This is a genomic window from Agromyces bracchium, from assembly GCF_009709675.1.
Lineage (GTDB): Bacteria > Actinomycetota > Actinomycetes > Actinomycetales > Microbacteriaceae > Agromyces > Agromyces bracchium.
On record NZ_WMLB01000046.1, the window covers coordinates 1 to 22,377 of the forward strand.

At 64.5% G+C, this 22,377-nt stretch carries 18 protein-coding genes; 10 read left to right on the top strand and 8 right to left on the bottom strand.

The window, feature by feature from the left end:
- The 4 genes from GJ743_RS18670 to GJ743_RS18690 form a co-directional block, all read right to left on the bottom strand.
- Positions 1-874: SulP family inorganic anion transporter (locus GJ743_RS18670; protein ID WP_196217064.1), on the bottom strand; the 874-nt coding region annotated here is incomplete at its 3' end.
- Positions 875-996: 122 nt separating this feature from the next.
- Entirely contained in the window at positions 997-3,066 is a 2,070-nt protein-coding gene (locus tag GJ743_RS18675) for a GMC family oxidoreductase N-terminal domain-containing protein (protein WP_155053416.1), read from the bottom strand.
- A 481-nt stretch (positions 3,067-3,547) separates the two neighbouring features.
- A complete protein-coding gene (gene hisD / locus GJ743_RS18685; protein WP_155053418.1) occupies positions 3,548-4,867 on the bottom strand; it encodes a histidinol dehydrogenase in 1,320 nt (439 codons plus the stop codon).
- A gap of 149 nt (positions 4,868-5,016) precedes the next feature.
- On the bottom strand, positions 5,017-6,801 hold the full coding sequence (locus tag GJ743_RS18690; protein ID WP_155053419.1) for a thiamine pyrophosphate-binding protein: 1,785 nt from the start codon (positions 6,799-6,801) through the stop codon (positions 5,017-5,019).
- Between the two features lie 330 nt (positions 6,802-7,131).
- Between GJ743_RS18690 and GJ743_RS18695 the strand changes: the two genes are divergently transcribed.
- From GJ743_RS18695 to GJ743_RS18720, 6 genes are all read left to right on the top strand, one after another.
- Positions 7,132-8,721: a GMC oxidoreductase gene (locus tag GJ743_RS18695; protein WP_155053420.1), complete on the top strand. Its 1,590-nt coding sequence runs from the start codon at positions 7,132-7,134 to the stop codon at positions 8,719-8,721.
- Positions 8,718-9,377: a ThuA domain-containing protein gene (locus GJ743_RS18700; protein ID WP_155053421.1), complete on the top strand. Its 660-nt coding sequence runs from the start codon at positions 8,718-8,720 to the stop codon at positions 9,375-9,377. Before GJ743_RS18695 ends, GJ743_RS18700 begins: the two co-directional genes overlap by 4 nt.
- Before the next feature lie 118 nt (positions 9,378-9,495).
- A complete protein-coding gene (locus GJ743_RS18705; protein WP_155053437.1) occupies positions 9,496-10,449 on the top strand; it encodes a LysR family transcriptional regulator in 954 nt (317 codons plus the stop codon).
- Between the two features lie 230 nt (positions 10,450-10,679).
- A complete protein-coding gene (locus GJ743_RS18710; protein WP_155053422.1) occupies positions 10,680-12,152 on the top strand; it encodes an amidohydrolase family protein in 1,473 nt (490 codons plus the stop codon).
- A gap of 186 nt (positions 12,153-12,338) precedes the next feature.
- A complete protein-coding gene (locus GJ743_RS18715) occupies positions 12,339-12,485 on the top strand; it encodes a hypothetical protein (protein WP_155053423.1) in 147 nt (48 codons plus the stop codon).
- 26 nt (positions 12,486-12,511) lie between these two features.
- Positions 12,512-14,080, top strand: a complete 1,569-nt coding sequence (locus tag GJ743_RS18720; RefSeq protein WP_155053424.1) for a helix-turn-helix domain-containing protein — start codon at positions 12,512-12,514, stop codon at positions 14,078-14,080.
- Between the two features lie 173 nt (positions 14,081-14,253).
- On the opposite strand, the gene GJ743_RS18725 is transcribed toward GJ743_RS18720, so the two are convergent.
- From GJ743_RS18725 to GJ743_RS18740, 4 genes are read right to left on the bottom strand one after another with little or no spacing between them, the layout of a single operon-like run.
- Positions 14,254-15,303 carry an L-idonate 5-dehydrogenase gene (locus GJ743_RS18725; protein ID WP_155053425.1) on the bottom strand — a complete coding sequence of 350 codons (1,050 nt, stop codon included), beginning with the start codon at positions 15,301-15,303 and terminating at the stop codon, positions 14,254-14,256.
- A gap of 4 nt (positions 15,304-15,307) precedes the next feature.
- Positions 15,308-16,072, bottom strand: coding sequence for an SDR family oxidoreductase (locus GJ743_RS18730; protein ID WP_155053426.1), 765 nt, complete (start codon positions 16,070-16,072; stop codon positions 15,308-15,310).
- Positions 16,059-16,907: an IclR family transcriptional regulator gene (locus GJ743_RS18735; RefSeq protein ID WP_155053427.1), complete on the bottom strand. Its 849-nt coding sequence runs from the start codon at positions 16,905-16,907 to the stop codon at positions 16,059-16,061. The genes GJ743_RS18730 and GJ743_RS18735 overlap by 14 nt, the downstream gene beginning before the upstream one ends.
- Positions 16,894-17,952 (bottom strand): D-2-hydroxyacid dehydrogenase, encoded by a 1,059-nt coding sequence (locus GJ743_RS18740; RefSeq protein ID WP_155053428.1) that lies wholly within the window; start codon positions 17,950-17,952, stop codon positions 16,894-16,896. The genes GJ743_RS18735 and GJ743_RS18740 overlap by 14 nt, the downstream gene beginning before the upstream one ends.
- Positions 17,953-18,409: 457 nt before the next feature.
- Between GJ743_RS18740 and GJ743_RS18745 the strand changes: the two genes are divergently transcribed.
- From GJ743_RS18745 to GJ743_RS18760, 4 genes are all read left to right on the top strand, one after another.
- Positions 18,410-19,285: a substrate-binding domain-containing protein gene (locus GJ743_RS18745; protein ID WP_230386928.1), complete on the top strand. Its 876-nt coding sequence runs from the start codon at positions 18,410-18,412 to the stop codon at positions 19,283-19,285.
- Positions 19,286-19,326: 41 nt separating this feature from the next.
- A complete protein-coding gene (locus GJ743_RS18750) occupies positions 19,327-20,112 on the top strand; it encodes an ATP-binding cassette domain-containing protein (protein WP_155053430.1) in 786 nt (261 codons plus the stop codon).
- Positions 20,109-21,233 (top strand): ABC transporter permease, encoded by a 1,125-nt coding sequence (locus tag GJ743_RS18755; RefSeq protein ID WP_155053431.1) that lies wholly within the window; start codon positions 20,109-20,111, stop codon positions 21,231-21,233. The genes GJ743_RS18750 and GJ743_RS18755 overlap by 4 nt, the downstream gene beginning before the upstream one ends.
- 71 nt (positions 21,234-21,304) lie before the next feature.
- Complete coding sequence (locus GJ743_RS18760; RefSeq protein ID WP_155053432.1) at positions 21,305-22,363, top strand: Gfo/Idh/MocA family protein; 1,059 nt, start codon at positions 21,305-21,307, stop codon at positions 22,361-22,363.
- The last annotated feature ends 14 nt before the right edge of the window (positions 22,364-22,377 follow it).

A 22,377-nucleotide genomic window follows, 5' to 3' on the forward strand; every position in this document is an offset into this window, starting at 1 on the left:
CGTTGATCATCGTCTGGCCGATCATCGCGCAGCCGCCCATGCCGCCGAACAGGCCGGAGAGCACGTTCGCCGCGCCCTGGCCGAGGGCCTCGCGGGTCTTGCGGGAGTGCGTGTCGGTGACCTCGTCGACGAGCTTCGCGGTCATCAGCGACTCGAGCAGGCCGACGAGCGCCATCGCTAGTGCGTACGGGGCGATGATGGTGAATGTCTCCCACGTAAGCGGCACGTTCGGGATGAACAGCTCGGGCAGACTCTCGGGCAGTTCGCCCTCGTCGCCGACGGTCGGCACGTTGATCGCGCTCACGACCACGACGACCGTGATGAGCACGATGGCGACGAGCGGGGCCGGGACCGCCTTCGTGAGGCGCGGCATGAGCACCATGATGATGATGCCCGCGGCGACGAGCGGGTAGACGAGCCAGGGCACGCCGAGCAGGTGAGGGATCTGCGCCGAGAAAATCAGGATCGCGAGCGCGTTGACGAACCCGATCATGACGCTGCGGGGGATGAAGCGCATGAGCCTGGCCACGCCGAGCACGCCCATCACGAGCTGGAGGACGCCGGCGAGGATGACGGTGGCGATGAAGTAGTCGATGCCGTGCTCGCGGGCGACCGGGGCGATGACGAGGGCGACCGCTCCGGTCGCGGCCGTGATCATGGCGGGCCGCCCGCCGAGGAACGCGATCGACACGGCCATCACGAACGACGAGAACAGCCCGTAGCGCGGGTCGACCCCGGCGAGGATCGAGAACGAGATCGCCTCGGGGATGAGTGCGAGCGCGACGACCAGACCCGCAAGGACTTCCTTCGTCAGGATGCGCGGCGTGCGCAGCGCGGTCAGGACGGATGATCGTGCGTGCCACACGGCGGTCATGATGCTCCTATCTGGGCGGTGGGATCGTGTGCGGAACTGCCTGGCTGAATCGGGGAGCAGGGATTCGCGTGGACGTGCCCCTCCGCACCCTCAGATCCGGCCGACATTCGGCGTGGCAGTGGTCAGGGCGGCCACTCGGCTACAAGTGCTTCCGCCACTCGGAACGCATTCGCGACAATAGTGAGGGTCGGGTTGACCGATCCATTCGTGGGCGTGAGGGACGAGTCGCACACGACGACTCGCTTCGTACCCCACACCCTCCCGACCGGATCGGTTGCTGAATTGAGGGACGATGTTCCCATCCGCGCCGTTCCAGCGGAGTGCTCGCCCGCGGCTGAGGTGATCGGGCGGCTCCCCGCCGGCTCGAGATCAGTGGTGCCCGCCGCGCGCAGCCAGATCTCGCCTTGGCGACCAAGTCCCACCTCCACTAGTCGGCTCGCCTCGTGCACGTCCTTGCGAAGCGCGGCCCCTGGACGCCCCCAGCGATCCGTTACACCCGCCAGTGTCACGCGCGATGTCGGCACCGGAATCTCCTGCCCGATAGCGACCACACCGAATCTCCTCGCACGATCACCACGCATCCACCGCTTGTGAGCGATGCCCCACTCGGGGATGCCGACTGGCGGGTGTTCCGCGAAGGTCAGGGGAAGCGTGTTCGAGATATCAGCGATCACGCCACCACCCCATGGCACAGTTGCGGAGTGCACATGATCGAGTGTCGCGATCGAGTGTCCGGGCCCTGAGTAGGTCTTGACTGGAAAGGGCGCCGTGCCCACGATCGAGGAGATCCGGTGGTCATGCAGATGACGCCCCATATGTTCATTGCCGATGCCGCTCGCCAATAGAAGTCGAGGTGTCTCGATCGCTCCGGCGGACACAATCACCACGTCGGCGGTCACGCGTACTTCTACAGGGACCCCGCGCGTGTTGGCCATGATGACGACTCCGGCCACGTGGTCCCCGTCGCGAATCTCGACCGCTTCCGCGTCGGTCAAGAGGTCACAGAGACCCGTCGATATTGCGCGCGGGAGGAACGTGTTGTTGGAACCGTTCTTCGCGTTCACCGGACAGGAGATTCCCACACAATGCGCGCAGCGAACGCACGCTCCACGCCCATCGTGCGGAACGGAGTTGATTGCGAGCGGGATCGGCCCCCAGCCCCAGCCGAGCCGGTCTGCCGCCGACGCCAGGAACTCTCGGGAGGCGTCGCTACCCATCGCCGGCATGGGGTAGCGGGCCGATCGCGCTGTGCGCATCGTCAACGTCCCCTCATCTCCAGCGACGCCGAGTTCCCACTCAGCCCGTGAGTAGTAGGGCTCCATGTCCTCGTAGGTGACCGGCCAGTCGACCAGACTCGCGCCCTCGGGATTGCCGTACGTAGACCGCATTCGGAAGTCCTCCGGAAAGAACCTCCACGCCATTCCTTGCCAGATTCGGCTTCCCCCGCCCACCGCGTAGGCATTGAGGCCGTACAGTGAAGCGTCGTCTCCGCCGTCGAGCGTGAGCTCGCCTGCATCCGTGCGCACGGAACGCGGGTGCCCGGCCCCAGGGCCCACGACCGGCCAATACACGGCGTTACGCTTGCCGTGCAGATGGTCCCCGCGCAACTGCGCATTACTGAGATTTCGTGCTCGCTCGACGACGAGGACTCGCTTACCCTCGGATGCCAGGACTGCCGCGGCAACGCCGCCGCCTGGCCCCGATCCGACGACGATTGCGTCGTAATGCGACTGCACGGCGTCCAGCGACACGTCGCTCAGTCGCTCCGGATCTGACTCTCGGACGTGGTCCGGGACCTCGCGATACCCGACCATCGCCAATCCCGCGGGTTCGCGTCCTCCGCAGGCCGCGTAGTAACCCTCGAAGGTGACGCGGCGGAGCGCATCGAACGCCTCGCTGGTATCGGGTGACTCACTGATGCGCTTGAGGAGTTCGTCCTTCTGAGCCACGGTCACATCGGCGAAGCAAGAACCTCCTACCGCGCGGGCTGCGCGATCGAGCTCCCCCGCGAGGTGGATCAGAGACGGCCAAGCCCAGACGAGGTCACGGTCCGATGAGGGCGTGTGAATCAGATAGGCCTCAAGCCCACCATCCCAGGCTGAGGGCCAGTCGTCGCGCGGAATGATCCGATTGGCGGCCGCCTTCACGGCGGGCAACGCGCGCAGGCGATCGCGGTCGTGCGCAGCGGACATCAATGGGTCTCCAAGTTCTCGCTCGGGCAACGCGCGCTAACGTGGGCCGTCGGCGGCAGGAGGCGGAAGCGAGCGCAACATGTGGGCGCTCGCCGATGAGTCATGCCGATATCCGTTATTGCTTCCGCCGTCACGCTGGTCGCACGGTGGGACAGCGTCCGCGGGTCGCTACTCAGTTCGTCGAGCCGTGAGGTTTGCCAGGCGTCTCGACGTTCGAGCGTGGCCAATAACAGGGCGTTCCTGGACGCATAGTGACTGAGCACACCCGCCTCGCTCATCTGAGCGAGGCGTGCCAATTCGCGCAGCGATCCACTTGGCGGCCCACTGCGCGAGAACACATCGGTCGCCGGCGTGAGTATCCCCTCCCTTGCGTGTCTACAATTCCCGTACTGTCCCCGGCGCCCCGCACCTGCGTCGCTGCGATGGTTCTGCATCGACGGGTTGATAGCCATGTCATCCTCCGCTCAGCGGACGAGTGCTCTCAGTTTCGGGAGACTGGCGACAGCGCCCAAGCCGGGCGCTCACCGGTCAGTCTCGCCGCTCTCAGGTCGCCGGAACGCGCGTGGCCCTCGAAGTTCTCCGCACGGGCGGCTCGCCCCAGAAGCTCACCCAGCTTTGCGGAGGCCGCGGCGGAGGTGACTTCCTGGAACGTGACCGTCTTCAGGAACTTGCCGACCCACAGGCCGCCCGTGTACCGAGCCGCGAGCTTGGTGGGGAGAACATGGTTGGTGCCGATGACCTTGTCCCCGAACGAGACGCAGGTGTTCTCGCCGAGGAAGAGGGCGCCGTAGTTCGTCATCTCTTGGAGTGCGTCCCGCGGGTCCGCGGTGAGCACCTGGACGTGCTCGCTCGCGATCCGGTCTCCGAGTTCGTAGGCGTCCTTGAGGTTGTCGACGACGATCACCTCACCGTAGTCGCGCCAGGCAGCGCCGGCGATGGCGCGCGTGGGAAGCGAGAGGAGCTGCTCGTCGATCTCGACGAGAACCCGCTCGGCAAGTTCCGCAGAGGTGGTGATGAGTATCGCAGGCGAATCGGGTCCATGCTCGGCCTGGCTGAGCAAGTCGACAGCAATGAGGAACGGATCTGCGTGCTCGTCGGCAATGATGAGGACTTCCGTCGGCCCAGCGAAGAGGTCGATGCCGACCTCACCGTAGAGTTCTCGCTTGGCTTCGGCCACGTAGGCGTTGCCCGGACCGACGATCATGTCGACGGGAGCGATGCTTTCGGTGCCGAGCGCGAGCGCCGCAATGGCCTGCACGCCTCCCATCAGGTAGATCTCGTCGGCGCCGGCGAGGTGCATCGCTGCGATCGAGGCGTCGGGAACGACTCCTCCTGCGGCGGGGGTAGCCGCAGCCACGCGCTTCACCCCCGCCACTTTCGCGGTGACGATCGTCATGTGCGCGGACGCCAGCAGAGGGTAGCGACCTCCAGGGACGTAGGCGCCGACGGCGTTGACAGGGATGTTCTTCTGGCCGAGGATGACGCCGGGCTCGACTTCCGCCTCGAAACCGTTCAGGGACTCGCGCTGGAGCTGGGCGAAGCGTCGGACTTTGTCCTGAACCGTCTTGATGTCCGCGAGCGTCTGCGGAGGCACGCGTGCGATCGAAGCCTCGATCTGCTCGCGAGACAGTCGCAGGCTCGAGGGCGCCCAGTTGTCGAAGCGCTCGGAGTACTCGCGAACCGCTCGGTCGCCTCGAGCGCGGACGTCAGCGATGACTGAGGTCACAGTCGACTTGACGTCGTCGGCCGAAACGGCACTGGTGGGCCCTGAGGCGGTTGCCCTTTTCACATACCGGGTCATTGGATTGCTTCCTTTGTATGGCTCGTGCTCTTGAAGTACTTGCTTCCGGCTCGGCCGCCGGCCGATCACGGGTGAGTGCCACTTGGGCACACCGAGTACCGGCGGGAACAACCGTGTGCGCTCACCCCGCCGCTCGTGGAGACTCGAGGTCAGAGGTGCTGTTCGCGAGCCCGCAGTTCGCGGTACTCGTCCTGACGCTCGTCATCGATGTAGGTCGGGATCGGGAAGTCCCACCAACCCGGAACCCACGGGCCGGATGCGTCTCGATCCGTGGGCACTTCGACAAGTGCCGGTTTGCCCGACTCGATCGCCTCCCGGAGGACGCTTTCAAGTTCCTCCGCGGATTCGACACGCCAGGAGGCCAGGCCGAACGATTCGCCGAGGGCCTTGAAGTCCGGCGTATAGGGCGTTCCATCGGGACGGTTGAACTCGGTGCCGATGTGCCGGCTCGTCTGCTTGCGCTGACCGCCCCTGATCGACATGAAGCCCGCGTTGTTCTGCACGATGAACACGACCGGAATGTCGTGCATCACCGTGAGGCCGATCTCCTGTGCAGTCATCAGGAAGTCACCGTCGCCGAGAACACAGACGACGATGCGGTCCGGTGCACCCAGCTTCGCGCCGATCGCAGCGGGGATAGCCCATCCCATGGAGGAGAACCCACCGGAGGTCAGGTGGGTACGCGGTTCGTAGACGGGGAAGGTCTGCTTCACCGCGCCCTGCGTGTTGCCCGACCCGGCGACGATGATCGCGTCCCGCGGCAACACATCGCGGAGCGCTCCCAAGGGCCGCTGCGAGGTGAACGGGAACCGCTCAGAGTCTCGGCGAGTGGCGAGCTTATCTTCCCACTCCGCCTTGACCTCGGCGAGCTCCTGAAGGTATTCGGTGCGGGGTGCCGCCTCGGGCAGTCCCCGCTCGATCTCGCGAACGGCGTCCTTCGCGTTGGCCAGCACGCCGACCTCAGCAGGGTAATTCTTGCCGATCTCCTGCGGGTCGATGTCGATATGGATCAGCTTGGCGGGCGGGAACGAGAAGCTGACGCCCTGTGCGTAGCTCGACGCGGACCAATCCGTGAAACGACACCCAACCGCGATCACCACATCGGCCGACGAAGCGATCTGGTTGCCGACAGGCGTTCCGGTCTGGCCGACGCTGCCCGCAAAGAGTTCGTGGTCCTCGGGGAAGGCGCTCTTTCCATTCCACGTTGTCACCACGGGGATCTGGTACTTCTCGGCCAGCGCGAGCACCTCTGCCGTCGCCTCGCCCGTGATGGTTCCGCCGCCGACGACGATCACAGGGCGCTGTGCGGTCCGCAGGAGTGCGATCGCCATGTCGATTGCTGCAGGGTCCGGCCGAACGGTGCCGATCGGCAGGCGAGCGGCAAGCTCGTGGATGTTCACCTCGGCCGACTCAGCCTGAACGTCCATGGGGATCTCAAGATGAACCGGGCCGGGGCGCCCGGTCAGCATGGAACTGAACGCGCGTTGCATCACGAAGGGCAGCTCCTCGACGCGGTGCACTTCCCAGTGCCGCTTGGACACCGCCTCCGCGACCCGCGGGAAGGCATTCGCCGTGTAACGCTCGAGCTCCTGCAGTAGGCCGTGGCCGCGCATGTGCGTCGGCGGTCCCCCGGTAATCACGAGGACGCTCGTGGAATCGGTGTACGCGGTTGCGAGGCCGATGACCGTGTTGCTCGCGCCGGCGCCGATCGAAGTGACTGCCGCCATCGGCCGTCCGGTCACACGGTAGTAGCCGTCTGCGATGTGCACAGCACTCTGCTCGTGGAACACGTGGAGGAAGGGGATGTTCGACTCGTCGTCGAGGAAGGCATCGGTGAGCGACCAGATACCGTGACCGGGGATGCCCGCGACGTACTCGACGCCGTACTCCTTCAGTGCGCGAGCGACGACCTGTCCACCTGTGAGGTTGGTCAAGTTCCTTCTCCTTCGTGTCTTTGACTTGCGCAGTCACTCCGTTGCAGTGCATGAAGGGCGGAGCGCCTGCGAACCGGCTGGGGAGCGCGTGGGCGCTCCGCATACGATCACAGACTAGGAACTGCGTCGGTATAGAACAACAGGCAGGATTCTTGTCATAACCATCGCACTTCGCTATGACTGTTCCGAGCGCCGAGGGAAATAGCGCTTCCTTATGTTGTTTCCAAGAAAACCCCCCGTTGTTCGATGACACCGAGCCGCCTACCTTGGGTGCAGTGCGGACGTGCCGAACGTGGCGGTGCGTTCCGACAACGTGAACTGGAGTGATGCATGCCAACCGGACAATCGCCTGACTACCTGGCGGCCGCGGTCGAACCGACCTCATCGACCCTTGATACCGACATCGTCATCGTCGGGTCGGGGATGGGTGGTTCCACGGCGGCATGGGCGCTTCGCGATGCGGGCCTACGGGTTCTGGTCGTCGAGCGCGGTGACTTCATGCCCGAAGAGCGGCAGCGCGGCGACGTTGACGAGGTCTACACCAAGAAGCGGTACAAGAACGCCGAGAACTGGTATGACGGCTCCAACAACAAGCCCTTCGCGCCGGGCGTCTACTACTGGGTCGGCGGAAACACCAAGGTCTACGGCGCGTGCCTTCCACGCTTTCGCGCCGAGGACTTCATCGACCGACCCCTCCACGACGGCAACTCGCCGGCCTGGCCATTCACGTACGACGAACTCGAGCCCCACTATGCGGCAATCGAGGACCTCTTCGAGGTGAGGGGTTCACTCGGCGAGGACCCAACCGAGCCACGGCACTCGACCGAGTACCCCGCACCGGCTCTGCCACACGAGCCCGCGATTCAGCGCCTCGCGGACGGGTTCGCGAAGCAGGGGCTTCGCCCGTTCCACATGCCGAACGCCATGAACCTCGTGACGCAAGCGGACCGTGACAAAGAGGCGATCTCGGATGGCGCTCCTTCTGCCGCGGGGCTCAAGGGTGACGCGGAAGTGCGCGCGCTGCGGCCCGCACTGGCTTCCGGGAACGTTTCGATCCTCACGCGTGCGCTCGTCACCGAAGTGCTCACGGACGCGTCAGGCGAGCGGGCGACGGGTCTGCGGGTCGAGCGTGACGGCGATGAGCTCACGATCACCGCGCGCACCGTGGTGCTGAGCGCCGGCGCCGTGAACACAGCGGTACTCCTCCTCCGATCCAAATCGGCAGCTCATCCTGACGGCCTTGCGAACGGGTCTGGACTCGTCGGCCGCAATTACATGGTTCACAACAGCACGTTCTTCATGGGACTCAACCCGTTCCGCAAGAACCTCACATCATGGCAGAAGACGCTCGGGCTCAACGACTGGTACAACCCCACGCGCGGCCACAAGTTCCCGCTGGGCAACGTCCAGATGCTGGGGAAACTTCGCGGTCCGATGGTCAAGGGCGTCAAGCCGTGGGTGCCCATGTTCCTGCTGAACCTGATCACCGACCGCACGGTGGACCTGTACCTCACTACAGAGGACCTGCCGGACCCGAACAACCGCGTTCGTGTTGACGGAAAGTCGATCGTCATCGATTGGAAGCCCAACAATCTGGCACCGCACGAGGAACTCGTGCGGGAGGTCTCCCGCGCGGTCCGTCGGGCCGGCTATCCGATCATCCTCACCGAGCGGATGCAGATCGCGACCAACTCCCATCAGTGTGGGACCGCCGTGGCGGGGACTGATCCCAAGAGGAGTGTGCTTGACCGCGACTGCCGCGCGCACGAGGTGGCCAACCTCTGGGTGATCGACGGCTCATTCTTCCCCTCGTCCGCTGCGCTGAACCCTGCGCTGACGATCGCGGCGAACACGCTCCGTGTGGCGCCCAAGATCGTCGAATCCACCCGTCGTCTGGTTGCCGAAAGGACCACTTCATGACCACAGTTCTCTCCCTCTTCGGTGGATGGCCTGGCCACACTCCCTCTGCGATCTCAGCCTGGGCCGACGAGTTGTACGCGGAGCTTGGATACGAGGTCGAGCGCTCGAGTGACATCTTCACGCTCGACCGCGATCTGACCGGGTTCGACCTCATCGTCATCGGGTGGAACAACGCCCTCACGACCGAGGACCTCACTGACGCTCAGGAAGCCGCCCTACTGCGCGCGGTCGCGCGGGGCAGCGGCCTCGCAGGTTGGCACGGCGCGGGCGCGGCGTTCCGAGCGAGCCTTCCCTATCGGATGCTGCTTGGCGGCGACTTCATCGAGCACCCGGCCGGCGAGGCTTACCCGCAGCCGTACGACGTGCGCATCATCAACCGTGAGCACCCTGTCACAGCTGGCGTCAACGACTTCAAGGTTGCGTCCGAGCAGTACTACATGCACGTCAATCCCAACAACACCGTGCTCGCTGAGACGACGTTCAGCGGGGAGCACCTGCCGTGGATCGAGGGGCATACCTCACCCGTCGCATGGGTCAAGAACTGGGGTGACGGGCGGGTGTTCTACCATTCCATCGGTCACACGCCAGCTGATCTGGACAGCCCCGACGTTCGTCGCCTGACGAAACAAGGCCTGGAGTGGGCCAAGCGCTCCTAGTCCGATGGCGGCGGGAGCAATCGAACACTCGAGTGGATCTGGGTGAGCGCTGGTGAGGCTGCTGCTTGGCCGCGGCGTAACCGATGGAGACGACCGTAGAATTCTTCGTGTGACTCTAATGCAGCTCCAGGCGTTTCTCGCCGCGGCGACCTGCGGTACCTTCACTGCTGCCGCTGAAGAGTTGGGGATGAGTCAACCTGCGATCTCGGATCTCATCCGACGTCTTGAAGGAGAACTCGGTGCGAAGCTGTTCGTGCGGGGCAGCCGCACGCTCAACTTGACATCGGCAGGCGAGCAGCTGCTCCCGCACGCTGAGCAGGCGGTTGCCTCCGCTGCACTCGGTGCGCAAGCGGTGCGCCTGCAGGTCGAGTTGGGCGGCGGCACCGCCACGTTCGGGTTGCTGCGCAATGCAGACTTCTACCTCAACGCCGACCTTGCAAAGCGGTTTCGGACGCGCTACCCGAATGTGCGGGTGCGTCTTGTCGGTCAGAACAGCGCGGAGACCGCGAGTAACATCGCCAACGGCGTTTTGGAGGCCGGCCTTGTTACGCTGCCGATCGACGATACCGGAATGGACGTTCTGCCGATCGCTCGCGATGAGGTCGTCTTCGTGACATCGGACGGAAGTCGGGCGCGCCGCCGGATCTCCATCGGCGCCTTCGCCGCAGGTCCGCTCGTGCTCTATGACGCGCACTATGCAACGACAGACCCCGCGCGCCGTCAGTTGAATGACCGCGCCCAACTCGTCGGCGAGCGCATCGACCCCGTCGTGGAGGTGGAGTACTTGACCACCGCCCTCTCGCTCGTAGAAGAAGGCTTCGGGGACTCGATCGTCTGCCGGGCGGCGACGAAGTCGACGATCATGCCCGACGATCTCTATACGGCGTCCTTCGAGGAGCCGATGTTCGACACCCTGGCCTTTGTGAAGCGCCGCGGCCAGGTGCTGTCGCCGGCGACCCGTGAACTCGTGCGGCTCGCCTGGGACGCCTTGTGCGCGTATCAGGACACCCCCCACGGCACGGCCGAGATTCTCGTCGAACCGGAGGACGTTCAGAGCTTCCTCGAGCGCTGACGCGCCACTCCTGAACGTAGCGTCGTTCGGCGTCGATCCAGATTCTCCGTGTTAGAGGTTCGGTTGTGGCCTGAACCTACCGCGAGCGTTGCCTGGGAGGAGCGGCGCCCGCGCTGAAACGCCCCGGTCGAGCCGATCACCTAGTGCCCGTATGACGCGACCGGGTGCCCTTCTGCCGCTGGCCGCAGCGACATAAGCAAACGTGATGGATGTGACAAGAAGTCTGGCCGTTGTTCTATGGTGCGCGGCTTCCTAGTCTGAGTGTGGGTAGCCAAGATGCTTACTCATCAGCTCACGAACCCAATAAGGAGAACCAAGTGGTGAAGGACGGATCGATTGCGATCAATGGGATCACCCTTATCGACGGGACCGACTCGGCTCCGTTCGAGAACACGTCGATCCTGATCGAGGACGGAAAGTTCGCTCGCATCGAGCAGTCGCCGGCCGTGCCCTTCGAGGCTGCCACTGTGATTGACGGTCGCGGCCAGTACGCCATGCCCGGCCTGTTGGACGCAAACGTGCACCTGCTCGACGGGCTGTCGCTGACGAACAACTTCGGCGGCATCGAGTACCTCGCTCGCTACGAGGGGCGGCTGAAGGAGCTCTGCGAGGAAGCAGCTCAGCTGTCGCTCAAGTACGGAACCACCACGGTCTTCGACACCGGCGACCCGTACCGGCCGATCATCGGCGCGCGTGACGCGATCAACAAGGGCGAGGTCGTCGGCTCGCGCATCTACGCCGCCGGCGCGATCATCGGCCAGAGCGGTCCGTTCACTCGCGACTTCATGGTCGATGGACGCACCCGCGCCACCAAGCGGTTCGCCGACCGCCTTGACTCGCTCTGGGAGTGGCCGGGCCTCGGCGGCGAGCTGCTGCTGATGGACATCGAGGATGTGGCCGACCGTGTGCAGCGGCACGTCGAGACCGACATCGACATCGCCAAGGTGTTCGTCACCGACCACCTCGTCTCCAGCTTCCAGAACTCGACCGCCTACCTGCAGTTCTCGCACCGCGTGCTCGAACGCATCTTCTCGATCGTGCAGGGCGCGGGCCTCAAGCTCGTCACCCACACGTCCTCGATCGAGAGCCTGGACACCGTCATCGACCTCGGGGCCGACGTCATGGTGCATCACAACGTCTCGCAGCAGGTGCGCATGCCGGACTCGCTCATCGAGAAGGTCGCCGCGTTCAAGGGTTGGGGTGCTCCCCAGCCGGTCACGAACCGCTTCCAGCACGGCCTCGAGGCCATCGGCCACGGCTGGGCGCGATACGGCGGTGGAGCGCACCGCGACAACCTGGAGCGCATGATCCAGGCCGGCGCGAACCTCTGCCTCGCGACCGACGCATGCGAGAGCAGCATCGACCGCATGGCTGACTTCACGCCCGAAGAGCTCACGGACCGTCCTTGGGACCTCGGCCGAGGCTCGGTCTACTGGCTCACCGCCATGGTGGAGACCGGTTTCACCCCGGCCCAGGCGCTCCGCGGCGGCACCCGTGACGTCGCCATCGCCTACGGCGTCGACGACAAGCTGGGCACCGTCGAGTCGGGGAAGATCGCAGACATCATCCTCCTGGACGCAGACCCGCTCGCCGACGTGGCCAACGTCGCGAAGCTCAACAAGGTCATCAAGGACGGCGTCGTCATTGACACTGCCGCGCTGCCAGACAACCCGGTCGCGACGGTCGACGGCAAGTTCGACTGAGTACGCCCGCCGCCAGCGAACGCGGGCGGCGCAAAGGCAGGCGTCCGAGGTGGTGGTGGACCACCTCGGACGTTCGGCCGACCCGCAGGAAGCCTCGGCGCGCTCAGGTTTCGCGGGACTCGGTCAAGTGGCCGTCCAGCACAGCACAGCACAGCCAGCACCAACCTCAGAACGGAGGACGTACCCATGATCGCCAACATTCACCTCTATCACGCGACGGTGTCGGCACTTTCGCCGCGCCCGCGTATACCCCGGTGGCGGACGACCTTCGTCGAATCTGTCTGGAAACTGGGCCGCGCGCGCAACTACTGCAAGCCGCCCGACGTGACCTGAGCTCACGGTGGCGGCGGTGAGTTGACATGGTGCTCTCGATCGAAGCGTCCCTTCGGCATAAGGTGTTTCAGGACGCGGCGGTGCAGGTATTCGCCGGCGAACACAGGCTCCGTGAGCCCGTCCGGCGAGCGATCTTGGTCGAGTCGTGCGAGGAGATCGCAGATCTCAGCCGGGGCGACTTGGTGATCACGTCCGAGCTCGGGTTGGGGCGTACCTCGGCCGAGCAATTGAGGCAGCTTGAGCATGTATTCGAGTCTGGAGCGGCTGCGCTCGTGCTGAGGCTCGGTGCACAAAGCAGCCCCGAAGTGACACCCGAACTGATCGAAGCCGCGGAGCGGCTGGAGTTTCCACTTGTTGGTGTCACTGGCCCGGTCCCGGTGGATATGCCCGCACAGCTCGGTCGTGCGATCGCTGAACTGACGTCCGCAGAACTGGTCGCGTTAGGCAAACTCAACGACGATTTCATCCGACTACTGATGACTGGCGCGAGCCCGGTGTCAGTCGCGGAAACCCTTGCTCATCACCTGGGTTGTCCGGTGATCCTCGAGAACGCCGTGCACGAAGTCGTCGCGTACGCGGGCGGAACGACCGAACTCGACAACCTCGTTCGAGACTGGATGTCTCATGCAAGCCAACGCCACCATCACTACGGCGGCTCGCCCGGTGCGCTCCTCGGCATTGGGCGCACACGGTCTGTGTGCACGCGGCGGTCCGTGGACCTTCGCGGTGAGGTCTGGGGGTGGCTCCACGTCATGCTCACTGGAGGTGAGGCGAGCGATGCGTTCGCGCTCGCGCTCGCACGCACGGCAGAAGTGATCGCGATCACACTTCTCAGCGGCGACCAAGGCGCGCGGCGGACCCAGCGTCAGAAATCGCTTGTTGTCCGCCTGATGGCGGGTGATCTCACCGGGCCGCAGTTCGTGGAACGTGCGTTGCGAATCGGCCAAGACCTGAGAGATTGTCCGCTGGTTGTCGTCGTTGCCCATCGAACCGGGGCGGCAGGCGCGCCGGAAGAACTGCTAGGGGAGACTCTCCGCATCCACCAACTCCCATCCGTCCAGGCGCCGTTGGATGACAAGTGCGTCGCCGTCGTCGGACTGGCGCCCCACCTTTCCGCGGCCGATCTCGCTGCTGAAATCGCCCGTGCAGGCATGTGCGGCGGGGTCAGCCGACTCTGCTCCCCGGATCAGTTGACGCCGGCGATCCGACAAGCACGCACGGCAGCGACTGTCGCGGGCACGCCGCACTGGTCTGCGGTCGTGCCGTTCGATCGCCTGGGCATGCTCAGACTCTTAGTGTCGTTGGACGAGAGTGGCGAGTTGCAGCGCTATGTCGACGACGAGTTGGGTGAAGTGCTGCGGCACGATACAACCGCGACCAACCCGCTTCTGCCGACACTGCGTGCGTACCTTGCTGCCGGCGGCAACAAGGCGAGGACCTCGGAGGAGCTCTTCGTGCAGCGCCGCACGTTGTATTACCGTCTTGAACGGATCGATTCTCTCCTCGGGCGTTCGCTCGATGACCCCGAGACGCGGACGGTGCTGGATATCGCGCTGCGCGGCTGGGACTTCCTTCAAGCGCGGATGCATCGCTAAGTCGTATCCGCACGGAATGCGACATCCCTGTTGCCCACGCAACGATGACCGCGTGCTCGTCGCGCGCGCGGTTGTCGGCGACGTTTGAAAACTGAACAGTAGCGGCGGGGTGGTTTCCAGTGACCGCCGCAAACGACCAGAATTCAACCGTCGTCGACAGCAGTCATCGCAAATCAGAAGCGGAGCAGAACCTTGGACGACGTCGACGCGTCCCGTGCCGTCTCGAACGCAGTGAGGGTCTCCTCTACGTCGAACTCGTGCGTGATCACCGCGTCGATGTCGAGTCGTCCCGCACCCAGTGCGGCGATCACTTCATCAATCTCATCGTTGAACCGGAAAGATCCCACGAGTTCAAGCTCACGGGTGATTGCAAGCGACATGGGAACAGGCTGATCCCCGCTCGGCAGCAGACCGACCATGACGATACGTCCGCCGCGCGCCGCTCCCCGAATCGCGCTGGCGAGCCCACGGTGGCTCCCGCTCGATTCGAGTGCGACATCAGCCTGAGCCTCGGCGATGGCATCCGCCTGATCTGCGCGCAACGTTCGCGTCGCCCCCAGTTTGGTCGCCACGTCGAGGGCGTGCTGGTGGAGGTCGACGGCGATGATCTCGCCTGCGCCGGCGCTTCGCAGGGCTGCCACGATCAAGGCTCCGATAGGTCCTGCGCCGATGACGAGTGCCCTTTTGCCGCGAACGTCGCCCGCTCGGGACACCGCGTGCCAGGCGACCGAGGCGGGCTCGATCAGCGCGGCCGTTCGGAGGTCGAAGTTCGTCGGAAGCAGGCGCAGCATCCTCGTGGGCATCGTCACTAGGCGGGCGAATGCACCATCACAGTGCGGAACACGCGCGGCAGACCCCAAATACGTACCAGCGGGGGAGAGATTCGGTCGGTCGGCGGGGTAGTGTGTGCGACCGTCATTACCCGGTGTGGCGGGATGTACGGTGACGGGGTCGCCCGTGCGCGGTCCAGAACCGTCCGCCGCTGGCACCAACACGGTCCCCGACACTTCGTGTCCCAGCACCATCGGTTCCCGCAGCACTGACTCGCCGGCTGCGCCGTGCGTCCAGTAGTGGAGGTCGGAGCCGCACACACCGCCGTAGGCGATCTTGATGACTGCCTCGTCCGCTGCGGGGTCTCGCACTGCGATATCCGTGATCCGAAGGTCGTTGGCTCCGTATGCGACGACGCCGAGGGTCCTAGTCGGGATGGGTCTCGTGTTCATGAGGTCATACCACCGCGGTCATGCCACCGTCGACGTACAGAACTTGGCCGTTCACGAAGTCCGACGCTGACGACGACAGGAACACAAGTGCCCCGACAAGGTCTTCCACTCGACCCCACCGGCCCGCCGGTGTGCGCCCTTCGACCCATTGCGTGAACTGTTCATCGGCGACGAGCGCCGCGGTCAGTTCCGTGGCAAAGTAGCCGGGCGCAAGTGCATTGGCCTGAATGCCGAAACCTGCGAGGTCTGCACACATTCCCTGGGTCAGCATCGCGATCCCGCCCTTAGTAGCGCCGTACGCCGCGATCCCGGGACGCGCGAGCCGGCTCTGCACCGACGCGATGTTGATGATCTTGCCGCTGCCGCGCTTGGCCATTCCGCGCGCAACGTGCTTGCCGACCAGAAAAGCGCTCGTCAGGTTGGTTGCAATCAGGTCGTCCCAGTCTGCGTCGGGGAAATCGAGGAACGGACTGCGACGCTGGATCCCTGCGTTGTTCACCAGGATGTCGGGAGTTCCCCAGTGCGCCGCGATCTCGTGGATGCCTTGTTCGACGGCGGCCGTGTCGGTGACCTCGAATGCTGTCGCCCACGTCACTCCCCCGGTCTTGTCGCTGAGCTGAGCTGCCGCACGCTGAGCGGTCGCCGTGCTGCGGCCATGAACGACGACGCGGGCGCCCGCTTCCAGCAGACCCTGCGCGAGAGCGTAGCCAATACCGCGGCTTGAGCCGGTGATCAGCGCGGTTCGGCCTCGGAGGCTAAATGCCGACATGTGGAGGTACCTCCGGGTGTTTAAAGTCGGTGGGCGGAGACGCCACACTGTGGAATAGAGGGTTGCTCAGGTGAGATACTGCGGCGCCGAGCTCGTCGACGATCTGACTCACGTACGCCGGGGTGGCGGACGCCGCGGCCAGGGAGGTGCCGATGGCGAGTGGTTGGTCGCCGCTCGACCAGGGCGGCAGCACACGAGCAACGCCGTATATGCCTGGGTGTACTTCGTTGTCATCGATGGCATAGCCCCGTTCCCGGGCCGAGGAGATCTTGCGCAGAAGGTCAGGAAGGTTACGCACACTGTTCTCGGTCATGAGGGGGAAGTGCTGCGGCCCAGAGAACCGGCGCGCGACCTCGTCATCAGACAATGTCGTCAGCAGAGCATTCCCGACGGCGGTCGGGGCCGCCGGGAAGCGGCTCCCGATGGTTGCGATGAACCGCATCGGGGCGCGACCCTCATGGCGGGCGAGATACACGACGTCGGTGTCGACGAGCATCGCAACTTGCACCACTTCATGACTGAGCAGGGACGCTACGCTGCAAAAATTGTAGAACTCTCGCATCTGGCTGAATCCCGACAGGTAGGCTCCGCCGAGTTCGAGGTTGCGCCTGCCCAGCTTGTAGCCCCCCTGGACGCGAGCAACCATCCCTCCGTCCTCCAGAACCTGCAAGATGTTCAACGTCGATGACTTGGCGGCGTCGATGCTCGCAGCGATCTCCCCCAACGTCAGCGGGGTGCCTCCGTGCCGGCCGAGAAGATCGAGCAGTTTGATTGCACGGCTGACAGCCGGTGCTGGCGACTTGTCGCTTGACGCGACGTGCTTAGTAGAAGTCAACTGTGTCCACCCTGTTGAGCAATGGGCGGCTGTCCAGCAGCCGCGTGGCGTTCTCCGCGAAGAGTTCCGCGATCAGTTGATCTTCTCGTGAAGACAGTGCGGCGGTATGCGGGCTCACGAGCACCCCAGGCTCGTCCCAGAACGGACTCTCAGCGGCAAGTGGCTCGTTGGCGAACACGTCGAGCGCGGCGAAGCCGATGCGGCCGGACCGAATCGCATCAAGGAGAGCCCGCTCGTCTACCACCGTGCCGCGCCCCACGTTGACCAAGGTCGTGCCCAGTCTGACCTCCGACAGCACATCGCGTCCAATGAGGTTTACGGTGGCGTCCGTTTCGGGCAGGGAGATGACGATCGCGTCGACCTCGTACAGCACTTCTCGAATCTTCGCTGCGGGAATGACTCGATCGACGAAGTCGACGGGGCGTCCGCTGCGATTGCACCCGATGATCGAGGCGCCGAGCGCGTTCAAGCGCCGAGCGACCTGCTGCCCAATTCCGCCTAGGCCGACCACAAGGACCGTGAGGTCGGACAGCTCGCGCATGACCCATCGACCGGTCCAGTCGTGGTTGCGCTGCTGCGCGATCAACCGGGGCAGATCCTTCGCACCCGCCAGTACGCCGAAGACGGCGAACTCGGCGAGCGGGGCCCCGTGAACGCCGGCAGAGGTCGTGAAGGCGATGCGCTGGAGCTGGTCAGGGGTGAGGTCAGCGGCCTTAATCTGCGTTCCGCCGCCCGCCGCCATCGTGTGCACCCACCGAAGACCGGTGTTCCGCTCTGCGATTCGTTTCAGCGCGGCGGGGTTGAGGTCCGGCACGCCATAGAGCGCGTCAGCCGACAGCAGCATCTCCTCGTACCGGTGCTGCTGCGAAGCGGTCCGTCGGAACGACGGGTCCCCGGCGAAGTCGGCGGGATGGCGCATTGGCGGATACAGCGACTGGTCGCGAATCAGCTCGACACGCGGCTCCAAGCGCTCTATGACAGCGCAGTTCGCTTCACTGAGCGGCGCAGCAACCGCAACCCTCAGTCGATCGACAGCAGCCTTCATCGGCCCCCCTAGTAGTAACGTCGTCCTTGCCGACAATGTACACGCGATCATCCAGCAGGATGAATGACATTCGACATGTTGAACAGGGTGTGCAATCCGGGGTATCAACGTTTCACAGCCCGTGAATAGAACCGATCCGCCATTGCTCATAGCATCGAGCCGTGACGAGGCGGTCTGCCTCTGACCTGGAGTCATGAAACACCGAACGCGATTCACAGAGTTGTACGCATCGCTTATCCGAGCGAGCTTCTTTACCCACACGAAGAAGTGATATCCCCAAGAGGAGAACCCCATGACCAAGAACACAGCGACCACCCGTTCCCAGCAGTCGACGCTGCGGCGGCGACTGCTTGCTGGCGCCTCCGCTTTCGCTGCAACGGCGCTCGTCGCGGGCTGCGCGGCCAACTCGAGCGACGCCGGTGAGGCGAGCGGAGGCGGAGACCTGCACTCGGTGCAGATGGTGATCCCGTCGCGCGATGTGAACGCGTTCTTCTTCACGCTGTCGTGCGACATCCAGGCGAAGGCCCCCGACGCCGGTCTCGATGTGCAGATGGTCGACGTCAAGAACGAGGACTACGGAGTGGAGGGCTTCACTACCGCGCTCGAGCAGGCTCAGGCGAAGTCGCCGGAGGCGATCCTCACCGACGTCCCGGACCCCACTGCGATGGACGCGACGCTGCAGGAGATCCGCGATAACGACATGAAGCTCGTGACCTACAACGCGGTGATCGACGACGAGTCGATTCCCAACGGCCAGGTCACCACCGACACCTACGAGACTGGTGTCCTCGCCGCTGAGAAGATGGCGGAGCTCACTGGCGGCTCGGGCAAGATGTTGGTCATCGACTTCGGTGCTGGCAACCTGACCACGAACACTCGCGCGCAGGGCTTCATCGAGACGGTGGAGGAGGAGTACCCCGACATGGAGCTTCTGCCGACCCAGTTCGACAACGCAGATCCGTCGAAGACCGCCCAGATCATCAACGCGACGCTCGCGGCGAACCCCGACCTCGCTGGCATCTGGTTCACGTATAACGGCGGCGCCATCAACGGCCTCCCCTCGGTGAAGGACGCCACGGAGCCTGGCCAGATCAAGATCATCTCCTCGGATGCCGACCCTGCGCTGGTGGAGTTCCTCGAGGAGGGCTACATCCAGGCCCTCCTGCCGCAGAACGCACCGGCGATCGTCGACGCGCTCATCGAGCGCACAGTGTCCGCGCTGGACGACGAGGAGATCGATCCTGTCACGCTGCGCATCCCGCCGGTGGTCGTCACGCAGGACAACGTGGACGACCCCGAGGTCGCCGCTGCGCTCTACAAGACCAGCTGCTAATCGAGTAGTCGGCAGAAGGACCATTGTGAGAGGTGAGTCGAATGTCCACTGAGAACCAGACCGATCGGCCCGATTCTTCGGCTCCGGTGCTCGAGGTGAAGAAGATCGTGAAGACCTTCCGCCACGTCGAAGCACTCCGAGGAGCAGACTTCGACGTCCGAGCCGGCGAGATCGTCGGCCTCGTCGGAGATAACGGTGCTGGGAAGTCCACGCTGATCAAGACCATCTGCGGGGTCTACGAGCCCACATCAGGTGAGATCTTCGTGAGCGGCAACAAGGTGGACATCGACTCACCCTCCGTGGCCCGCGGACTTGGCATCGAGGTGGTGTACCAGGATCTGGGGCTCGCCCCTGACCTCAGCGCAGTCGAGAACCTGTTCCTCGGGCGGGAGATCATCCGAGGCGGAAGATTCGGCAAGCTGTTCGGATTTCTGAACCGGCGCGAGATGCTGCAGGAGACGAACGAGGCAATGGCCAAGTTCAAGCTCGATATCGTCAAGCCGACCCGCGAGGTCGGCACCATGTCCGGCGGCCAGCAGCAGCGTGTGTCAATCGTGAGCGCGGCCATGGGTGAGGGTCAGGTTCTGCTCCTCGACGAGCCGACGGCCGCTCTCGGCGTGGAAGCTCGCCGCCGAGTGAACGACCTTATTCGCAATGTTCGCGATGGGGGAGCCGGCGTGGTCATCATCAGTCATGACCTCCCCGATCTCCTCGAGATCGCAGATCGCATCCACATCATGCGTCAGGGCCAGCGAGTCGCTGTCCTCGACCGCGAGGATTTCGACCTCGAACTGATCGTGGACATCATGTCAGGAGCGTTCGTATGAGCACCCCAGTACCCGAGCCGGCAGTGAAGTCGGCGGAAGGCAGCGCGACCACGGCCCCCGTCTCGCGTAAGCTGCCTCGACTGTCAGCGAAGTCGCAGATCTTCCCGATCAACGACAGCACATCCTCCGTGGTCATCGTCGAGTCGACGAAATCGGTGCGCAACTTTGGAGCGCAGGCGCAGCGCCTCGGTCTGGTGATCGCGCTGGTGGTCCTGTTCGGCTTCTTCGCGATTATTGAGCCACAGGCGTTCCTGAGTGCGATCAACATGCGGGCGCTCGCCGAGACAGCCGTGCCGATTCTGATCGGTGCGGTTGCCATGACCTTCATCCTGGCGAGCGGCGGCATTGACCTGTCCGTCGGCAGTGTGATCGTGCTGTCCGGCGTGACCGCACAAACCTACTGGGACGCCGTGGGCGGCCGGGACGTGAGCGGGGAGATCGTCCTGGTGGGCATTCTGATCGCTCTCGTCACCGGTGGGGTGTGTGGCCTGATCAACGGCATCATCATCACCAGGCTGGACATACCGCCGCTGATCGCTACCCTCGGCATGATGGGCGCCGCGCTCGGCGCCGCCCAGCTGATCACCGGTGGCCAGGACAAGACCAACGTTCCCGAGATCCTCACCGAGGCGGTGAGAATGCGTCCCCTCGGCATTCCGGTGACGGTGTTCGTCGCTGTGGCGATCGCGATCCTCGGTGCCGTGATCCTCAAGAGGACCCGGTTCGGCCTTCGCGTGCTCGGCATCGGATCGGACGAGCGGATGCTCAAGCGCCGCGGTATCGGCGTCGACGCGTACAAGGTCCGCATCTACGCGCTGTCGGGCCTGCTCTACGGCATCATCGGCATCCTGACCCTTGGGCGGTTCTCCACAACCGCGATCGGAGGCCAGACGGAAACGCCACTCGTCATCATCGCCGCGGTCGTCATCGGCGGAACGAGCCTCTTCGGCGGATCCGCGACGATGCTCGGCACCGTGATCGGTGTGCTCATCCCGGCCGTGCTGTACGACGGGCTCGTGATCGCTGGCATCGAGTCCTACTGGCAGGAAGTTGTCATCGGCATCGTTCTCGTCGTGGCGGTCTTCTTCGACCAACTGCAGCGACGCCGCCGAGGCACCTGATCAGGTTCAGTCACGACTCATCGTGACTCCGAGCACGAGAGCTAGTTCGAGAAAGGTATGCGGTAACACAAATGTCAGACACGGTGAATGAGTCGGGTGCTCTCGGTTGGGCCATCATCGGTACCGGTTGGATGACCCGCACGCACATGGTGCGTGCGATCAACAAAGCTTCCGACAGCAGGGTCGTCGCTGTGTTGAGCTCCTCGCAGCAGCGCGCTGAGGAGTTCGCCAACGAGCACGACATCCCGAACGCGTACAGCTCGCTTGACGACCTGCTCGCCGATCCCACTGTGGACGTGGTGTTCGTCAGTTCGACCAACGAGCTGCACAAGCCGCAGGCGCTCGCCGCGGCGGCTGCCGGTAAGCATGTGCTGTGTGAGAAGCCACTGTCGACCAACATCCAGGACGGTCTGGATATCGTCGAAGCGTGCCGCGAAGCCGGCGTCGTACTAGGCACCAATCACTACCGTCGGCTCAAGACCACCATCCAGACGGTCCGCCGCCTCATCGCCGAGGGGGCGATTGGAGTCCCAATCCTCGCTCGCGCGACGAGCACGGGTTGGCTGAGTGAAGAGCAGCAGACGTGGCGCCTCACAAGCGTGGAGGCTGGCGGCGGCGTTGTGCTCGACATCGGGGTGCACGACGCAGACCTGCTTCGTTACCTTCTGGATGACGAGGTCGAGTCCGTGTCGGCCGTGACCGGGCACAGCGGTCTGCTCAAGGGGGAACTCGAAGACTATGCGGTCACGACGCTCCGCTTCCGAAACGGAACGATTGCGACGTCCACGGTCAGTTTCTGCACCCCCGGCTCTATTGGAGCGATCGAAGTGATGGGATCTGAGGGGACGATCTTCGCTCGTGACCTGCTTGCGGACAAGCTCGGTGGAGAGATCTACGTCCGTCGTGGCGGGCTCGACCTCGAGATGGTTCACATCGGCGCAGAGGAGGAGCACTACGCGGAGGCGGTGCGGCAGTTCAACGAAGCAGTCCGCGGTAATGGGGAGCCGGCGGTCACCGGGGAAGACGGTGTGCTATCCCTCGCCGTTGCCATTGCCGCCTTGCGGTCGGCCGAGCGCGGCTCAATGGTCAGGCTCAGTGAGGTGCTGCCTGAGAACTCTCTAGTCGCCTGAGACCGCGGGCCGCT